This window comes from Flavobacterium proteolyticum (assembly GCF_015223105.1).
GTDB lineage: Bacteria > Bacteroidota > Bacteroidia > Flavobacteriales > Flavobacteriaceae > Flavobacterium > Flavobacterium proteolyticum.
Genome location: NZ_JADFTZ010000001.1, coordinates 784,749 through 802,557, shown reverse-complemented (window position 1 = coordinate 802,557; position 17,809 = coordinate 784,749). Strand labels below are relative to the sequence as shown.

Genomic DNA, 17,809 nt, shown 5'->3' with positions numbered 1-17,809 from the left:
ACCTGCAAAGAAATTTTGCAGGTTTAAATTATTTAAAAAATCTCGACTTCGTTCGATTTGACAAAAATCGAAATTTTTATTGTTCTGAAATTTTAGCCCAAGTATCTCTCAAGCCAACCGTTTTGTTGAAAACTAATTTTTCTGCTGTTGAATCTCTATCTACACAGAAATAACCTAAACGTTGGAATTGGAAATGATCTAATTCTTTTGAAGTTACCAAACTTGGTTCTACAAAACCAGTAATTACTTTTAATGAATTTGGATTGATATATTCTTTAAAATCAACTTCTTTGTCTTTATCTGGACTTTCGTTAGTGAATAATCTGTCATAAATTCGAACTTCCGCTTCTTTTGCATGAGGAATCGAAACCCAATGAATGGTTCCTTTTACTTTTCTTTGACTTGCTTCTGTTCCACTTCCTGATTTAGAATCTACATCGTAAGTAGCGTGAATTTCGGTAATATTTCCGTTTTCATCTTTTACAACTGATTCACCTTTAATGATATACGCATTTTTCAAACGAACTTCAGTTCCTAATGTCAAACGGAAAAATTTCTTGTGAGCTTCTTCTTGAAAATCTTCTCTTTCTATATATAATTCTTTAGAAAACGGCACTTTTCTGTATGTCATTACTTCTTCTTCCGGATTATTTTCGGCTTCTAACCATTCTTCCTGTCCTTCTGGATAATTCGTAATTACTAATTTCACAGGATCTAAAACCGCCATTACACGTGGTGCAATTTTGTTTAAATCTTCACGAACACAGAATTCTAAAAGCGAAACATCAATCAAATTATCACGTTTTGCAATTCCGATAGTTTTAGCAAAATTTCGGATTGAAGCTGGCGTATAACCGCGTCTTCTCATACCAGAAATCGTTGACATTCTTGGGTCATCCCAACCTGTAACGTGCTTTTCTTCAACTAATTGCAATAATTTACGTTTCGAAACTACAGTATGCGATAAATTTCTACGCGCAAATTCTCTTTGCTTCGGACGAACTTTCGTTGGATCATAAATTTGATTTAAAAACCAATCATATAATTCACGGTGAGGCAAGAATTCTAACGTACAAAACGAGTGTGAAATTTGCTCTAAATAATCACTTTCACCATGTGCCCAGTCATACATTGGATAAATACACCAATCGTTTCCAGTTCTGTGGTGATGCGCATGCATTATACGATAAATGATTGGATCACGCATCAACATATTGTTAGCACTCATTGAAATTTTAGCACGTAAAACGTGAGTTCCTTTTTCGAATTCTCCGTTTTTCATGCGTGTAAATAAGTCTAAATTCTCTTCGATAGAACGATTTCTGTAAGGAGAATCAGTTCCTGGAGTAGTTGGCGTACCTTTTTGTTTTGCCATTTCTTCCGAAGTTTGGCTATCTACATACGCTTTATCTTTTTTGATTAATTCCACTGCCCAATCATACAATTGTTGGAAATAATCAGAAGCATAACATTCTTTATCCCATTTATAGCCTAACCATTCCACATCGCGCTTGATAGCATCAACATATTCTTGCTCTTCTTTAGAAGGATTCGTATCGTCGAAACGAAGGTTAACTGGAGCCTTGTAATCGATTCCTAAACCAAAATTTAAGCAAATAGCACTCGCATGTCCAACATGCAAATACCCATTTGGTTCTGGTGGAAAACGAAAACGTAATTTATCTGCTGACAAACCATTTTTTAAATCTTCTTCAATGATTTGCTCTATAAAATTCAATGATTTTTCTTCTGTTGACATAGTATCAAAAATTTATGCAAAGATAGAAAATGTTTCAGGTTTCAAGTTTAAAAGTTTCAGGTTTTATGTAACTTTGAAGAAAGAAAAACAACTTGAAACCTAAAAAACTTCAAACTTGAAACTAAAATTTTATGGGAACAATTAAATTACAAAATATTCGCACGTATTCTTATCACGGATGCTTAATTGAGGAAGGAAAAATAGGCTCAGACTACCGCGTAGATTTAGAGATAAAAACTGATTTACGTAAATCGTCTCAAACGGATGATTTAGCCGATACCGTTGATTATGTGCATCTAAACAAAATTGTGGTGGAAGAAATGGCGATTCGCTCTAAATTATTAGAACATGTTGCCCAACGCATTATCACTAGATGTTTTGCTGAAATTCCTTCAATTTCTCGAATAAAATTAGCGGTTTCTAAATTAAATCCTCCTATTGGTGGTGATGTAGAAGCAGTTACGATTGAAATGGAAGAATTCAGAAATTAATAAACACGTTTTGAGGTAAAAGTTTCGGGTTAATTGTAAAACTTTTTAAGCTTTAAACTTTTAAACTATAAACTTTTTATATACATTTGCAGTCCGTTCAACTAATGGCGTCGTGGCCGAGCGGCTAGGCAGCGGTCTGCAAAACCGTCTACCCCGGTTCGAATCCGGGCGATGCCTCAAAAACCTTCTAAGAAATTAGGAGGTTTTTTTTATGGGATAATTTTTAGAAAAAATTAATTAAAAGATATATCGAATCCGGGCGATGCCTCTAAAAAATTTAAGGAAACTTAGAGGTTTTTTTATTTAATAATTTGAAAAATAATTGGTCCTATTGATTTATGATAACCATCACCTTCCATATACTTAGCTCTAATATGGCTAATAACAATTAAATCATTCTTTCTAGCTTTCTTTAATAAATTAAAAACTTCACTAGTAATTTTGTTTCCTTCAATATTAACAATTGGATAATTAGAAACTTTTATAGAAAAACGTGTAACATTTAAATCAATTGGGAATAGAAAATCAATAAACTTAAAACTAATTTCAGCTTCTTCAAGTTCTTTTAAAGAAAAAAATAAATTTCCATTAGTACTATATTCACCATTTAAAGTACCTATTGGCGCAGGCAATCCTTTAATTCTAAATACATGCTCTTCAATAACTTTTGAACCATCAAAATTTTCTATTTCAACAAATACTTTTGTTTCACTACCTGAACCTGGACGAAGAACATAACTTCCATCCTCTTTTTTTGAAACTCCTCTTCCTGAAATAACATATGATTTAGCATTATTTACGGCAATTGATATAGGATTTTCAACACCACGATAAACCACGTTCATTTTATCTAAAGCAACTACACTTTTTGCAGCTGGAATAGTGTCTTGAGCATAACTATGAAAACTAATTATAAATAGGAATAATAGAAGCTTTTTCATAGTATGAAGTTTTAAAATTATTCAGTAACTGTTGTATCAGGTAACAACTTATTCGTTATCATTTCTTTTTCTTTTGGGAAGAAACCTTGAAGGATAAAAAACAATCCGAAAATTAAAATTACTAAACTAATAACACGCTTGATTTTGTAAATGTTTATTGGTGTTAATCGGTGTTTTAGTTGTTTTGCTAATAGAATTTTTGCTACATCAAAAGCTAAATAAAAGAATAAAATGGCAGCAAAAAAGATAGAAATTCGAGAAGTATTCATTTCCATTTGAGGTCCGTAAGTAATGATAATCATCATCCAAAAACCTAAAACTCCAATGTTAATGAAATTCAATAAAAAACCCTTAAAGAATAAAGCGAAATAGTTCTTTTTAGGAATGTTATCATCGTCTTGTTCTATTACTTGTTGTTTTTGAAAATTTCGTTTTAGCATAATGAACGAAATCAATCCGTAAGCCAACATAATAATTCCACCAATAACAAAAAGTGTCGGATTATCTTTTAATTGTTCTAAAAGTTGATTGGTACTTAAATACGCAATTAAAATAAAGATAATATCTCCAAAAACAATTCCTAAATCAAAAACAAAAGCTGCTCTAAAACCTTTAGTAATACTGGTTTCAAGTAAAACAAAAAAACCAGGACCAATTGAAAAAGCTAACAAAAGTCCCCAAGGAATTGCGGTAAGTATGTCTTGTAAAATCAAGTGTTCAGTATTCAGTTATTAGTGTTCAGTGCATTTAATAAAAAACGAATTTACGAAAAAAATCTGCCAACTAAAAGCTGAACACTGATTACTATTATTTAGCTTGTTCGATAATTCCACCAGCAATTGTTTTCTGATTGATTTGTTTTGGTTTCCCATAAATAGTGATTTCACCACCAGCTCTTGTTTTAGCGTCCACAAAATCAGTTGCATATACATTTGCCATTCCACCAGCATTTACGGTTACTACAGTTTGTTGTGTTTTACAATCTTGACCATCATATTTTCCGCCTGAATTCGATACAATATCTTGATTTTTAACTGTTCCTTTTGTAGTTACAATACTTCCTTGTGAAACACGAATTTGTAATCTATCGGCTTGCAAATTAATTAGTTTTACTTCAGAACCTTCTTTACAAATAATATCAAAATTAATGGCAGAAATTTCATCTTTAGATGCTATTCTACTTCCTTCATTTGCTTCTACAGCATCAATTTTTTTGTAATAAACCGTAGCGGAAACATCGTCACCACTTAACATTTTTGTCAATGGCATTCTAATTTTTAATTCGCCATTTTTATTTACTAATTCTACTTCTTGCGAATTAGCGCCTTTTAAAACAACTTTATTTTCAGTTGAAGCTACTAAGTTGACATCAATTTTATCAAAAGCGGTTACTTTAGTAAAATCACCAACATTTTTTTCGGTTTGGGCAAAAGTTATTGAACTAATTAATAAAAGACTAAAAACTATTTTCTTCATTTTATTTTATTTAAATCCTATTAAGAAATTAACTATTCTCTCTTTCTCAAATAATGAAAATCCAATTGTTTTTTCACTAAATCGGCATTTTTTACTTTAACGTAAACTTCATCGCCTAATTGTATGATGTTTTTAGAAACTTCACCTACTAAAGCATATTGTTTATCATCAAACGTGTAATAATCATCTTTAATTTCACGAATACGAACCATTCCTTCGCATTTGTTTTCGATGATTTCTACATAAATTCCCCATTCGGTAACACCTGAAACTACCCCTAAAAACTCTTGATCTTTGTGATCTTGCATGTATTTTACTTGCATGTATTTCACAGAATCACGTTCCGCTTGAGCGGCTAAAGCTTCCATTTGTGAAGAATGTTGGCATTTTTCTTCGTATTCTTCTTCACTTACACTTTTACCGCCGTCTATGTAATGTTGTAACAAACGATGTGCCATAACATCTGGATAACGACGAATTGGCGATGTAAAATGACTGTAATAATCAAAAGCTAATCCATAGTGACCAATATTTTCAGTAGAATACGCCGCCTTACTCATACTTCGAATTGTAAGTGTATCAACCAAATTTTGTTCTTTTTTACCAACAACTTCTGAAAGTAAATTATTCAACGAATTTGAAATGTCTTTTTTAGATTTAAAATTTATAGAATATCCAAACTTAGCAATCACAGTTTGAAGATTGATTAATTTATCTTCATTTGGTTCATCGTGAATTCTGTAAATGAAGGTTTTCTTTTGTTTCCCAATGAATTCCGCTACTTTTCTATTCGCTAACAACATAAATTCTTCAATCAAATGATTCGCATCTTTACTTTGTTTGAAGTACACTCCAATTGGTTCCGCCTCTTCATTCAAATTGAATTTCACTTCCACTTTATCAAACGAAATTGCTCCGGCAGCCATTCTTTTTCTACGAAGAATTTTTGCTAATTCATCCATTTTTAAAGTAGCATCAACAATTGGTTTTGGAACAATATATTCACTTCCAGTTAATGAAATTTCAGCTGGAATTACATCTGATTTCGTTTCAATTATACTCTGTGCTTCTTCATACGCAAAACGTTGGTCAGAATACGTTACTGTTCGTCCAAACCATGCATCTAAAACTTCTGCTTTATTGTTTAATTGAAAAACAGCTGAAAATGTATATTTTTCTTCATGTGGACGAAGTGAACAAGCAAAGTTGGATAACACTTCTGGTAACATTGGAACTACTCGATCTACCAAATAAACCGAAGTAGCTCTTTTATACGCTTCATCATCTAAAATAGTTCCTTCTTTTAAATAATGTGAAACATCGGCAATATGAACTCCAATTTCGTAATTTCCATTTTCTAAAACCTGAAACGATAACGCATCATCAAAATCTTTAGCATCTTTTGGATCAATTGTAAACGTTAAAACATCACGCATATCGCGACGTTTTTTAATTTCTTCTTCGGTTATTGAAGTATCAATTTTATTTGCATACGCTTCTACTTCAATTGGAAAATCATAAGGTAAACCATATTCTGCTAAAATTGCATGAATTTCTGTATTGTGTTCACCAGGTTTTCCTAATACTTTAATCACAGAACCAAAAGGAGAATCGGCTTTTTTAGGCCAATCTTCTAAAGTTACTAAAACAACATCACCGTGTTCAGCTTCACCAATTTTATTTTTTGGAATAAAAATATCAGTATACATTTTAGCATTGGCAGTCGTTACAAAAGCAAAGTTTTTTTGTACATCAATAACCCCAACAAATTCTGTTTTAGCACGTTCTAAAATTTCTAAAACTTCTGCTTCTGGTTTACGTGAACTTCTTCTATTGTAGATATAAGCTTTTACTTTATCACCATCTAAAGCATGATTTAAGTTGATAAACGGAATGAAAACATCGTCTTCTAATTCGTCACAAACAAAATATCCTGTTTTACGAGACGTCATATCGATAACTCCTTCGTAATATTCGGCTTTGGAAATAATTTGATATTTTCCAATTTCCGTTTCGTGAATTTTATCTTGTGCTTTAAGTATTTTTAAATCTCTAATTATTTCATTTCGGCTTTTGGTATCGCTTAACTCTAAAACAGCAGCTATTTGCTTGTAATTAAAAGATTTAGAAGGTTCTCTTGAAAGTATTTTAAATATTTGTGCAGTAAAATCTTTTGGTTTATTTCCTAATTTTTTTGGTTTCTTACTCATTGTATCATTTTCAATTATTGGTTAAAGTTACAAAATACAACGATGTAAAACGAAAATGTATTTCAGTTTTAATATAAAAATAACTTATCGTAACTTTATAGAGTAAATCAATTCAGATGGAAAATTTTGTAACCGTTGCTATTTTTAACTACCAACACGAAACTTTAATTATTAAAAATTTATTAGAGCAAGAAGGAATTGCTTATTTTTTTGAAAACGAAACTATCGTTGGAATCGATCCTTTTGCCACAATAGCTTACGGCGGAATCAAATTAAAAGTACATCCAAACGATGAAGCAACCGTAAAAGAAATTCTTAAAAAACTAAACGAAGACGATCATTTAAAAATTGTTTAATTTTTTTAAAGCTGAAAGTTTTCAACATATATTAAAAACAACAAAAAATATTTTTAATTAAATTTAAATTTATGATGGTTATTATAGCGTGTTAATATGTGGAATAAGTTTTTTTACAGAAGTAGTTTTTAAAAGTTATTCTTAGTTATACAAACTAATTAACAATGCTAATTTTATTTAATGAATTGAAAATCTGAGTTATTTTTATTTTTATTTTCTACTTATTAACAACTGTTGAAATTAAATTTCAGTATAAAATTGTAAATAAGTTTACTTGTTAATTTATGTTAATAACCTGTGAATTTATATTGATAATTTTTCAACAAAAAATAATAACTCTGCTTGATTTTTTCATTTCAATTTTTGATTAAGAATTTTTTCTTTACAACCTAAAAAAACTTCTAAATTTCTATCCAAAGTTGTTAACAATGAATGTTAATTTAATATTAACTGATTTTCAACGATTTACATTTAGAAGTTAACAAACTGTATTTTTAAGGTTAGTTTATTGTATAATTATCTGATTTTAAACGAAATGATTAAAAAAATATCAAAACCTGAATCATATTGTTATTACTCCTATATCTTTAGTATTTTTGCATCTATAAAACACACAACAACTTATGAAAATTTCAATTGGAAATGACCACGCTGGTCCAGATTACAAAAAGGCTATTGTTCAATTTTTAGAAGAAAAAGGACATACGGTTTATAACCACGGAACCGATTCTTTTGATAGTGTAGATTACCCTGATTTTGGTCACCCAGTAGCCTACGATGTAGAAAGTAAAAAAGCCGATTTAGGAATCGTAATTTGCGGTTCAGGAAACGGAATTGCTATGACCGCTAACAAACATCAAGATATTCGTTGTGCACTTTGTTGGACAAAAGAAATTGCTGCATTAGCACGCCAACATAACGATGCGAATATTATTAGTATTCCAGCTCGTTACACTTCTATTCAGCAAGCTGTTGAAATGGTAGACACATTTTTAAATACCCCATTTGAAGGCGGTAGACACGCTAATCGCGTAAAAAAAATCGCTTGTAAATAACCAATAATCTTAAAAATCAATTCAAATGGAAGTTTTAAAATTAGATTTGAATTGCATTAAAAACACTTATAAAAAACGACCATGTGATTCTCATAAAGGAACACATGGTCATGCTTTGTTAATTGCTGGTTCTGAAAATAAAATAGGAGCTGCCATCATTGCTTCAAAAGCTTGTTTAAGAAGTGGTGTTGGTTTACTAACCGTTTCTATACCAAAATCAGAAAAAGTTAGTTTAGCAACAAGTATTCCTGAAGCAATGTTTCATTTTAGAGATGAATTATTCGATTTTTCAGGATTTACTTCTATAGGAATTGGGCCGGGACTTAATCAAGACGATGCGGCTCAAAAATTACTTTATTCCGTTTTAATAAAGGTCAAAAATCCAGTTGTTTTTGATGCCGATGCTTTGAATATTTTAGCTAAAAACCAAGATTGGCTTTCTCTTTTACCAATCCAAAGTATTTTAACGCCACATCCAAAAGAATTTGATAGATTATTTGGTGAACATATTTCCGAATCTGAAAGAAGAAATACAGCCATCAAAAAAGCTAAAGAATTAAATTGCGTTATTGTTTTAAAAGGACATAAAACGTTTATTACGGATGGAACTTACACTTTTGAAAACACTACCGGAAATTCAGGTTTAGCAAAAGGCGGTTCTGGAGATGCGTTAACCGGAATGATTACTTCATTTTTAGCGCAAGGTTATACAACTTTAGAAGCGGCTAAATTAGGAGTCTATCTGCACGGATTAGCTGCTGATATTACACTTCAAACACAAAGCGAAGAAAGTATGTTGATAACTGATGTTATTGAGAATATCGGATTAGCTTTTAAAAGCTTGAATTCCGAAATACAATAAAACAATCTGAAGTATCGCAATTGCGTAGAAACTCAAAATAAAAGAAAATTTATTGGTTTTGTGTTTGAAAAGATAAATGCTTATAATTCCTCCAATAGTACCACCAATTCCAGCCAATACAAGTAAATTGAATTCTGAAATGCGTCTTTTATTATTTTTAGCTAGCCATTTATCGTAGCCATAAGTTAAAAAACAAAGGCTGTTGATCACAATTAAATAAATAAATAGTACTTCCAAAAGCTAAGAATTTTGTCCAAAGATAGTATTTTAGCAATTCAATTTTTATTTACGATGACCAACATTCAATTCATTCAAAACCAAACCAACATTGCTCCAAAAAGCATTGAAGCTACTATAAAATTACTTTCTGAAGATTGTACGATTCCGTTTATTTCGCGTTACCGAAAAGATCAAACCGGAAATTTAGATGAGGTACAAATCGAAGCCATTTCGAAATTAAACAAGCAATTTGACGAAATCATCAAACGAAAAGAAAGCATTTTAAAATCGATTGAAGAACAAAATGCGCTTTCACCTGAATTGAAATCGAAAATCGAATATAGTTTTGATTTACAAGAATTAGAAGATTTCTATTTGCCTTACAAAAAGAAGAAAAAAACTAAAGCCGATGTTGCTCGTGAAAACGGATTAGAACCTTTGGCAAAAATCATTATGAGTCAAAAAAATGAGGATATTGAGTTTTTAGCCTCGAAATATTTGAATGAGAATGTAAAAAATGAAGACGAAGCTTTACAAGGCGCTCGCGATATCATTGCCGAATGGATTAATGAAAACATTTTTATCCGTAAAAATTTACGTCGTTTGTTCCAACGAAAAGCTGAAATCACAACCAAAGTCGTGAAAACTAAAAAAGATGATGAAGCGGCTCAAAAATTCTCCCAATATTTCGATTGGTCGGAACCGATTTCCAAAGCACCATCGCACCGATTATTAGCTATGTTGCGTGCCGAAGCAGAAGGTTTTGTGAAACTTAATGTCGCAATCGAAAAAGAAGAAGCTTTAGATTTTATTGAAGAAAACATCATCAAAAATAAAAATTCGGACTCAACCGAACATTTAGAATTAGCGATTAAAGACAGTTACAAACGTTTGTTAGAACCAGCCATTTCAAACGAAACCTTACAAGAAGCAAAAGCAAAAGCCGATATCAAAGCGATTGACGTATTTTCCGAAAATTTACGTCAGTTGTTGTTAGCGCCACCATTAGGTGAAAAACGAATTTTAGCCATCGACCCAGGTTACAGAACAGGTTGTAAAGTGGTATGTTTGGATGAAAAAGGAGATTTACTAAACAACGAAACCATTTATCCACACGCACCACAAAACGACACTGCTATGGCGATGAAAAAAATCCGTTCGATGGTAAATGCGTATAACATTGAAGCCATTTCTATTGGAAACGGAACGGCTTCTCGTGAAACCGAATTTTTCATCAAAAAAATCGCTTTTGATAAACCAGTCCAAGTTTTTGTAGTATCGGAAGCGGGAGCATCGGTGTATTCTGCTAGTAAAATTGCGAGAGAAGAATTTCCAAACTACGATGTTACCGTTCGTGGCTCGGTTTCCATTGGAAGAAGATTAAGTGACCCATTGGCTGAATTGGTAAAAATCGATCCAAAATCGATTGGAGTTGGACAATATCAACACGATGTGGACCAAACCAAATTGCAATCCGCATTGGATAGTACTGTAATGAGTTGCGTGAATTCTGTTGGAATTAATATCAACACCGCTAGTAAATCGTTGTTGAGTTATGTTTCTGGAATTGGTGAAAAAATGGCGGAAAATATCGTTGCTTATCGTTCCGAAAACGGACCTTTTGAAGATAGAAAACAACTGAAAAAAGTACCGCGTTTAGGAGAAAAAGCGTACCAACAGGCAGCAGCTTTCATTAGAATCCGTGATGGAAAAAATCCGTTGGATAACTCAGCTGTTCACCCAGAAGCGTATCCAATCGTGGAAAAAATGGCAAAAGATTTGGGCATCAAAACCACTGAATTAATCGCCAATAAAGAAAAAATCGCCCTAATAATACCAGAAAACTACATCACATCAGAAATCGGAATTTTAACCTTAAAAGACATTTTAAAAGAGTTAGAAAAACCTGGTTTAGATCCAAGAAAAGCTGCAAAAATTTTCGAATTCGATCCAAATGTTCGCTCTATTTCCGATTTAAAAACCGGCATGATTTTACCCGGAATTGTAAATAACATTACCGCTTTTGGTTGTTTTGTAGATTTAGGAATCAAAGAAAGTGGTTTGGTGCACATTTCACAACTAAAAGAAGGCTATGTTTCCGATGTAAACGAAGTAGTAAAAATGCACCAACATGTGCAAGTAAAAGTCGTAGAGGTGGATGAAGCGAGAAAGAGAATTCAGTTGACGATGATTTTGTAAAAACAAAAAATCCCAAATTCTAAATTTAGAGTTTGGGATTTTTTTATGATTTGAAGTTAAATTATTCTTTAATAAACTTTTTAGTAATTGTTCCTTTTTCGGTTACAATTTTAGCTAAATATAAGCCAGAAGTTAAATTACTAACATCGATAGTAGTGCCAACATTTGTATTTTCATAAATTAATTTACCTTCAATATTATATATAGTTATTGAATTAATAATATTATCTAAATTCTTAATATTTAAATTGTTTTTTGTTGGATTTGGCCAGAAATAAACATCGTTTTGAAAATCAAAACTGTCGTTAGACAAAACACTATTTCCGTTTAAAGCAACTAAAAATGAGCTATCTATAAGGTTTTTATATGAGGTAAAATTTCCACCAATAAGTATTGAACCATCATTTAGGGAACTAATGCAATTGACTTTATTATTAAAACCTATTCCTGTATCAAAAGAGGTGTCTTTTGTTCCATCAGAGTTTAATCTGATAATGTTGTTTTCAACTAATCCTTTGTAAGAATTAAAAGCACCTACTATAATAATTTTACCATCATTTTGAATAATTACAGATTTTACATAATCAACATAAGAGTTAGAAAAACCCATACCTGTGTTAAAAGAAGAATCTCTTGAACCAGTAGAATTCAATCGAACTATTTTCTTATCTAAAAGATTTTTGAAGTTGTTAAAATTACCAAATACAAAAATATTCCCATCAGATTGTACCGCAATACCTTGAACAGAAGAATCAAAGCCTGTTCCAAGGTTAAAAGAAGTATCTTTAGTTCCATCATTATTTAAACGAATAGCTCTATTTTCTTGTAAACCATTAAATGATGTAAATGCACCACCGACTAGAATTTTTCCGTCATTTTGTATAACTATTGCATTAATAGAATCATTAAAACCTGCTCCTCCAGGATTAAATGATGTGTCTTTAGTTCCATCACTGTTTAAACGAATAATTTTGTTTTCTAATGCTCCTTTATACAAGTTAAAATCACCACCAACAAGAATTTTCCCATCATTTTGAATAGTTATAGTATTCACAAAATTATTAAAGCCTGTTCCAATATTAAAACTTGTGTCTTTTGTTCCATCTGTATTTAAACGAATGATATAATTTTGAGCGCTACCATTAAATGTAGTAAACTCCCCTCCAACGATTACTTTACCGTCATTTTGTTTAGCAATGCAACGCACATTATTATTGAAACCAGTTCCTGTATTATAAGTAATGTCTTTAGTTCCGTCTGTATGTAAACGAATTATTTTTTTCTCTGGAATTCCTTTGTAATTAGTAATAGCACCCGCTACAATTATTTTACCATCCGTTTGTTGAGAAGTTGCGTTTACAAAGGTATCAAATCCTGAACCCGTATTAAAATTTTCGTTTTTAGCTCCTGCTGGAGTTATGCACATAATTTTATTTTGAAGTAAACCATCATAAGAAATAAAATGCCCGCCAACAATTATATTTCCATCATTTTGGATAGAAAGGCAAGTGACAGCATTATTAAAACCGCCTTGAGTATTAAAGGTATTGTCAAAAGTTCCGTCTATGTTTAAACGAGCAATCTTATTTATAGAGTTTATGTTATTATAAGAAATAAAATCTCCTCCTACAACAATTTTTCCATCTGTTTGTAATTTTATGGAATGTACATTACCACTAAAACCAGTTTCTATGTTAAAAGAGCTATCTATTGTTCCATCGATATTTAAACGGATAATGCCATCACGAAAAACACCATTGTATGTAGAAAATGTTCCACCTATAAGTATTTTACCATCTGTTTGTATTGTAATACATATGATAGGAGGAGGCGCAAGTGAATTATAATTAAAACCAGTTCCTGTATTAAAAGAGTAGTCTCTAAAACCATTAGAATTTAAACGAACAATTTTATTTACCACCTCTCCGTTGAATGATTGAAAATCTCCTCCCACAATTATTTTACCATCCGTTTGTAGGGCAATTGCACGAACACTTTGAATACTAAAACCAGTTCCAGTATAAAATCCAACATCTATAATTCCATTTGAATTTAATCGAACAAGTCGGTTTCCTATTCCATTATTATAAGTAAACTCACCTCCAACAAGTATTTTACCATCATTTTGAACAACTATAGAGTGAACAATACTATTAAATCCAGCCACAAAGCTAGTATCTTTTGAGCCATCAGGATTTAATCTAATAATTCTACTCGCAAATTCTCCGTTAAAAGTAGTAAATGCACCACCAACTAGTATTTTCCCATCAGATTGTATGTCAATAGAAAAAACAACCCCATTGAAACCACTACCTCCAAATGAAAAAGAAGTATCAACAGAGCCGTCTGGATTCAAACGAGTTAAAAATTTAGTTGATAAACCTCTATAAGAGTAAAAAATTCCACCAACCAATATTTTACCATCACTTTGAATAGCACTAGCATATACTGATCCATCAAATCCAGGGTATGACCCAAAATTTTGATAAACATCAGCTTGGTTTTGTGCATTACAAAGTAATGTAACTTGAATAAATATAAAGAGAAAAAGAACTCTCATAAGTCTAGTTTTAAAAAATTATTTATAAATATACTAATAATTAAAAAAAATCCTAAACTTCATTAAATAGGAGTTTAGGATTTTTAATATTCAAGGAAAAGAAAAATTACTCTTTTTCTTTTGTTTCTTCTTGTTTTTTAGAATTAGCAGGTTGGTCGTCTTTTGCTGCGTTTTTGAATTCTTTGATACCAGTTCCAATTCCTTTCATTAATTCTGGAATTTTTTTACCACCAAAAAGTAAAACAATAATAGCGATTATAAGAATAACTTGTGTTGGACCAACAACTCCTAAAAATATAGCTAGTGCATTCATTTTTTCTAAATTTTAAAGTACAAAGATATAAAGAAATTAACAAATGATTATTTTTTAACGATTAATTATACAATTCGAAATTAGAAACCCGTTGTATTTAGTATATTTGTGTAATTAATATCTTTTAAAAATGGCTAATAAAAGGCTAAAAAGACAACTTTTATTAAGAAAATTATTCAACAAGAGAAGGTTAGTTATTCTTAACGAAGACACTTTTGAAGAAACTTTTTCATTAAAATTAAATTTAATGAACGTCTTTGTAGTGGCAAGTGTTGGCGCTATATTAATCATTTTTGTAACGACTTATATTATTGCTTTTACACCACTTCGTGAATATATTCCAGGTTATGCCTCTACTAAATTGAAGCAAGAAGCCTTGGAAATGGCAATAAAATCAGATTCTCTTGAAAAATCGGTGAAGATTAATAATGCTTATATTGCCTCTATCAAAAAAGTACTTACTGGCGATTTAGAGTATGCCAAATTAAACAAAGATTCTATAAAAGCATTAGACGTTTCTGAAATTGACGCATCAGGATTAACTCCTACAGAAAAAGAAAAAGAACTTCGCGAACAAGTAATAAAAGAAGACAAATACAATGTTTTTGAAACTTCAAAACCTAAAGTAAGTTTTGTATTGTTTCCCCCAGCACAAGGAAGTATTTTACAAAAATATAATGTTGGAAATAAACATTTAGCTGTTACCATTGCACTTACGAATAACACACCAATCAAAGCCGTAGCAGCCGGAACCATTATTTTTTCCGATTGGACTCCAAGTTCAGGTTATGTGGTGATTGTGCGTCATAAAGATGATATTTTATCGGTGTATAAAAATGCGGCTTCGGTAACTAAAAAACAAGGAAACACAGTGAAATCAGGAGAAGTTATCGCTCTTGCAGGAAACGCAAATACGCTTCAAAATTCGGGTGCGACCTTACATTTTGAATTATGGAAAGATGGTTTCCCAATTGATCCAACCCAATTTATCAATTTCAATTAACATGTCAGTAAAAGCTTTTGCGGCCAAGTTATTTGCCAAAAGAATTCATGCCAAAACTCAAAAATGGGCTAATAATCCAATTGAAACCCAACAAAAAGTATTTCAAGAATTAATCAGAGAAGCGGCTCAAACACAATTTGGAAAAGACCACGATTTTGGTTCAATAAAAACGCATTCCGATTTTCTACAAAATGTACCCGTTCGAGATTATGAAGGTTTGAAACACTATGTAGATAAAGTCGTAAAAGGCGAAGAGAATGTACTTTGGAAAGGAAAACCTTTATATTTTGCTAAAACTTCTGGAACTACTTCCGGTGCGAAATATATTCCACTCACTAAAGAATCAATGCCGTTTCATATTCAAGCCGCTCGAAATGCGATTTTAAGTTACATTCATGAAACTGGAAAAGCCGAATTTGTATCCGGAAAAATGATTTTCTTGCAAGGAAGTCCCATTTTAGAAGAAAAAAACGGCATCAAACTCGGAAGATTATCTGGAATTGTAGCGCATTTTGTTCCGAAATATTTACAAAAAAATCGCATGCCGAGTTGGGAAACCAATTGCATCGAAGATTGGGAAACTAAAGTCAATGCCATTGTAGAAGAAACCATCAAGGAAAATATGACGGTGATTTCTGGAATTCCGTCATGGGTGCAAATGTATTTTGAAAAGTTAAAGGAAAAAGCAGGAAAACCTGTTGGCGAAATCTTCAAAAACTTCAATTTGTTTATTTATGGTGGTGTGAATTACGAACCTTACAGAGCGAAATTTGAAAATTTAATTGGGAGAAAAGTCGATTCGATTGAATTGTTTCCAGCTTCTGAAGGCTTTTTTGCTTATCAAGATTCTCAGAAAGATAAAGGAATGTTATTGCTATTGAATTCTGGAATTTTCTACGAATTCATAAAAGCAGACGAATTTTTCACTGAACATCCAAAACGCTATACGATTGGCGAAGTAGAATTAGGTGTCAATTACGTTTTAATTATTTCTACTAACGCTGGACTTTGGGCTTATAACATTGGTGACACGGTTCAGTTTACGAGTTTAAAACCATATAGAGTAATCGTTTCAGGAAGAATTAAACATTATATTTCTGCTTTTGGCGAACACGTAATTGGAAAAGAAGTGGAATCAGCACTAAAAGAAGTAATGGAGGGAACAGATATTCGAGTAAATGAATTTACAGTTGCGCCACAAATTACACCAACCGAAGGTTTGCCGTATCATGAATGGTTTATTGAATTCGAAAATGAACCCAATAATCTAGAAGATTTCGCGTTAAAAATTGATGCTGCGATGCGCAAACAAAACGTGTATTACGACGATTTGATTGTTGGGAATGTGCTGCGAACATTAGTCATCACAAGCGTTCCAAAAAATGGTTTTCAAGACTATATGAAATCCATAGGCAAATTAGGCGGACAAAATAAATTACCTAGATTAAGTAACGATAGAAAAATTGCACAGTTTTTTGAGATAAAAGAATAAAGATGAAAGAAAAAAGATTGATTTGGTTTTTTCTTATCGTTTCCCAATTTGTGTTTTCACAAATCCGTGGCGTGGTCAAAGACAGTATTTCTGGCGAACCGATTCCGTATGTGAATATTTGGGTGGAGAATGAAACGATTGGCACTACTTCGGAAGCAGATGGAAGTTTTTCATTAGATATAAAAGAAGAAAAAGTATTGGTTTTTTCGGCATTGGGTTATGAAACAAAAAAAATATCCTTTAAAAACGAGGTCATTTTATTAAAATCTAAGGTTTTTGAATTAAATGAAGTGGTGATTTCAAATCCAAAGAAACCAGAAGAAATTGTTATTGGAGATTTTTCAAAAATAAAACTTAAAATAGGAGTTTCAAATTCTGGTCAACAAGAAACACATATTTGGGGTAAGTTTATAAAATCAAACGATAAAATTAAGAATTTTCCACAAGTTAAATCATTAGAATTTGTAACTAGGTCTAACTTAAATAATGTATTAGTTAGAATTAGAATTTTTAATCTAGATTTTGAAGGAAATGTTATAAATGAAGTTACTAATGAAAACATTATCGTTACAATAAGTAAAGGGAAAAAAATTAATAAAGTTGATTTATCAAATTATAATATTAGAATTCCTTCTGAAGGGATTATTATAGGTTTTGAGTATTTAAGAATTTCTCAAAATAGATATGAATATAATTATACTGAATCAGGAATAAAAGGAAAAAAAAGAGGTTATAAATATGAACCAACAATACTAGGCTTCTATTCTGAATCAAAAACATTAAGATTATTAAATCATGAAGGAAAAGATAAACATGACTTTCCTATTTATTCATCGATTGAATTAGCATTGAAACTTACATTAACAGAATAAA

The 17,809-nt window shown here is 31.4% G+C and carries 16 protein-coding genes and 1 tRNA gene; 9 read left to right on the top strand and 8 right to left on the bottom strand.

All coding sequences use genetic code 11. The annotated features are described in order from the left end of the window. Positions 1 to 76: 76 nt before the first annotated feature. Positions 77 to 1,759: a glutamine--tRNA ligase/YqeY domain fusion protein gene (locus IM755_RS03590; protein WP_194093661.1), complete on the bottom strand. Its 1,683-nt coding sequence runs from the start codon at positions 1,757 to 1,759 to the stop codon at positions 77 to 79. 131 nt (positions 1,760 to 1,890) lie between these two features. On the opposite strand from IM755_RS03590, the gene folB reads away from it, so the two are divergent. Then, on the top strand, positions 1,891 to 2,250 hold the full coding sequence (folB, locus tag IM755_RS03585; protein WP_111566519.1) for a dihydroneopterin aldolase: 360 nt from the start codon (positions 1,891 to 1,893) through the stop codon (positions 2,248 to 2,250). A 106-nt stretch (positions 2,251 to 2,356) separates the two neighbouring features. After that, positions 2,357 to 2,427, top strand: a tRNA-Cys gene (locus tag IM755_RS03580). A 122-nt stretch (positions 2,428 to 2,549) separates the two neighbouring features. Here IM755_RS03580 and IM755_RS03575 read toward each other — a convergent pair. The 4 genes from IM755_RS03575 to rnr all read right to left on the bottom strand — a co-directional run bounded on the left by IM755_RS03575 (position 2,550) and on the right by rnr (position 6,877). Next, positions 2,550 to 3,191: a GldM family protein gene (locus IM755_RS03575; protein ID WP_194093660.1), complete on the bottom strand. Its 642-nt coding sequence runs from the start codon at positions 3,189 to 3,191 to the stop codon at positions 2,550 to 2,552. 17 nt (positions 3,192 to 3,208) lie between these two features. Beyond that, on the bottom strand, positions 3,209 to 3,901 hold the full coding sequence (locus tag IM755_RS03570; RefSeq protein WP_194094465.1) for a LysE family translocator: 693 nt from the start codon (positions 3,899 to 3,901) through the stop codon (positions 3,209 to 3,211). A 97-nt stretch (positions 3,902 to 3,998) separates the two neighbouring features. After that, a complete protein-coding gene (locus IM755_RS03565) occupies positions 3,999 to 4,667 on the bottom strand; it encodes a head GIN domain-containing protein (RefSeq protein ID WP_194093659.1) in 669 nt (222 codons plus the stop codon). Between the two features lie 32 nt (positions 4,668 to 4,699). Continuing rightward, positions 4,700 to 6,877 carry a ribonuclease R gene (gene rnr, locus IM755_RS03560; protein ID WP_194093658.1) on the bottom strand — a complete coding sequence of 726 codons (2,178 nt, stop codon included), beginning with the start codon at positions 6,875 to 6,877 and terminating at the stop codon, positions 4,700 to 4,702. Positions 6,878 to 6,993: 116 nt separating this feature from the next. Between rnr and IM755_RS03555 the strand changes: the two genes are divergently transcribed. The 3 genes from IM755_RS03555 (at position 6,994) to IM755_RS03545 (ending at position 9,150) form a co-directional block, all read left to right on the top strand. Further along, complete coding sequence (locus tag IM755_RS03555) at positions 6,994 to 7,233, top strand: DUF2007 domain-containing protein (RefSeq protein ID WP_194093657.1); 240 nt, start codon at positions 6,994 to 6,996, stop codon at positions 7,231 to 7,233. Positions 7,234 to 7,856: 623 nt separating this feature from the next. After that, entirely contained in the window at positions 7,857 to 8,288 is a 432-nt protein-coding gene (gene rpiB, locus IM755_RS03550; RefSeq protein WP_194093656.1) for a ribose 5-phosphate isomerase B, read from the top strand. 25 nt (positions 8,289 to 8,313) lie between these two features. Continuing rightward, positions 8,314 to 9,150, top strand: coding sequence for an NAD(P)H-hydrate dehydratase (locus IM755_RS03545; protein ID WP_194093655.1), 837 nt, complete (start codon positions 8,314 to 8,316; stop codon positions 9,148 to 9,150). Here IM755_RS03545 and IM755_RS12875 read toward each other — a convergent pair. After that, positions 9,115 to 9,360, bottom strand: coding sequence for a DUF1294 domain-containing protein (locus IM755_RS12875; protein WP_394368301.1), 246 nt, complete (start codon positions 9,358 to 9,360; stop codon positions 9,115 to 9,117). The two genes, IM755_RS03545 and IM755_RS12875, sit on opposite strands and share 36 nt — an antisense overlap. An 81-nt stretch (positions 9,361 to 9,441) precedes the next feature. On the opposite strand from IM755_RS12875, the gene IM755_RS03535 reads away from it, so the two are divergent. Continuing rightward, on the top strand, positions 9,442 to 11,568 hold the full coding sequence (locus IM755_RS03535; protein ID WP_194094455.1) for a Tex family protein: 2,127 nt from the start codon (positions 9,442 to 9,444) through the stop codon (positions 11,566 to 11,568). Positions 11,569 to 11,629: 61 nt separating this feature from the next. Here IM755_RS03535 and IM755_RS03530 read toward each other — a convergent pair whose 3' ends face one another. Both IM755_RS03530 and tatA read right to left on the bottom strand, forming a co-directional pair. Further along, positions 11,630 to 14,128: a T9SS type A sorting domain-containing protein gene (locus IM755_RS03530; protein ID WP_194093653.1), complete on the bottom strand. Its 2,499-nt coding sequence runs from the start codon at positions 14,126 to 14,128 to the stop codon at positions 11,630 to 11,632. A 106-nt stretch (positions 14,129 to 14,234) separates the two neighbouring features. Continuing rightward, positions 14,235 to 14,441 (bottom strand): twin-arginine translocase TatA/TatE family subunit, encoded by a 207-nt coding sequence (gene tatA / locus IM755_RS03525; protein WP_194093652.1) that lies wholly within the window; start codon positions 14,439 to 14,441, stop codon positions 14,235 to 14,237. A gap of 130 nt (positions 14,442 to 14,571) precedes the next feature. Between tatA and IM755_RS03520 the strand changes: the two genes are divergently transcribed. Genes IM755_RS03520 through IM755_RS03510 form a run of 3 tightly spaced genes read left to right on the top strand, consistent with a single transcriptional unit; the run spans position 14,572 to position 17,808 of the window. After that, a complete protein-coding gene (locus IM755_RS03520) occupies positions 14,572 to 15,444 on the top strand; it encodes a murein hydrolase activator EnvC family protein (RefSeq protein WP_194093651.1) in 873 nt (290 codons plus the stop codon). A 1-nt stretch (position 15,445) separates the two neighbouring features. Further along, complete coding sequence (locus IM755_RS03515) at positions 15,446 to 16,936, top strand: GH3 auxin-responsive promoter family protein (protein ID WP_194093650.1); 1,491 nt, start codon at positions 15,446 to 15,448, stop codon at positions 16,934 to 16,936. 2 nt (positions 16,937 to 16,938) lie between these two features. Then, the gene (locus IM755_RS03510; RefSeq protein WP_194093649.1) at positions 16,939 to 17,808 is read left to right on the top strand and encodes a carboxypeptidase-like regulatory domain-containing protein; all 870 of its coding nucleotides are present in this window, start codon (positions 16,939 to 16,941) and stop codon (positions 17,806 to 17,808) included. The last annotated feature ends 1 nt before the right edge of the window (position 17,809 follow it).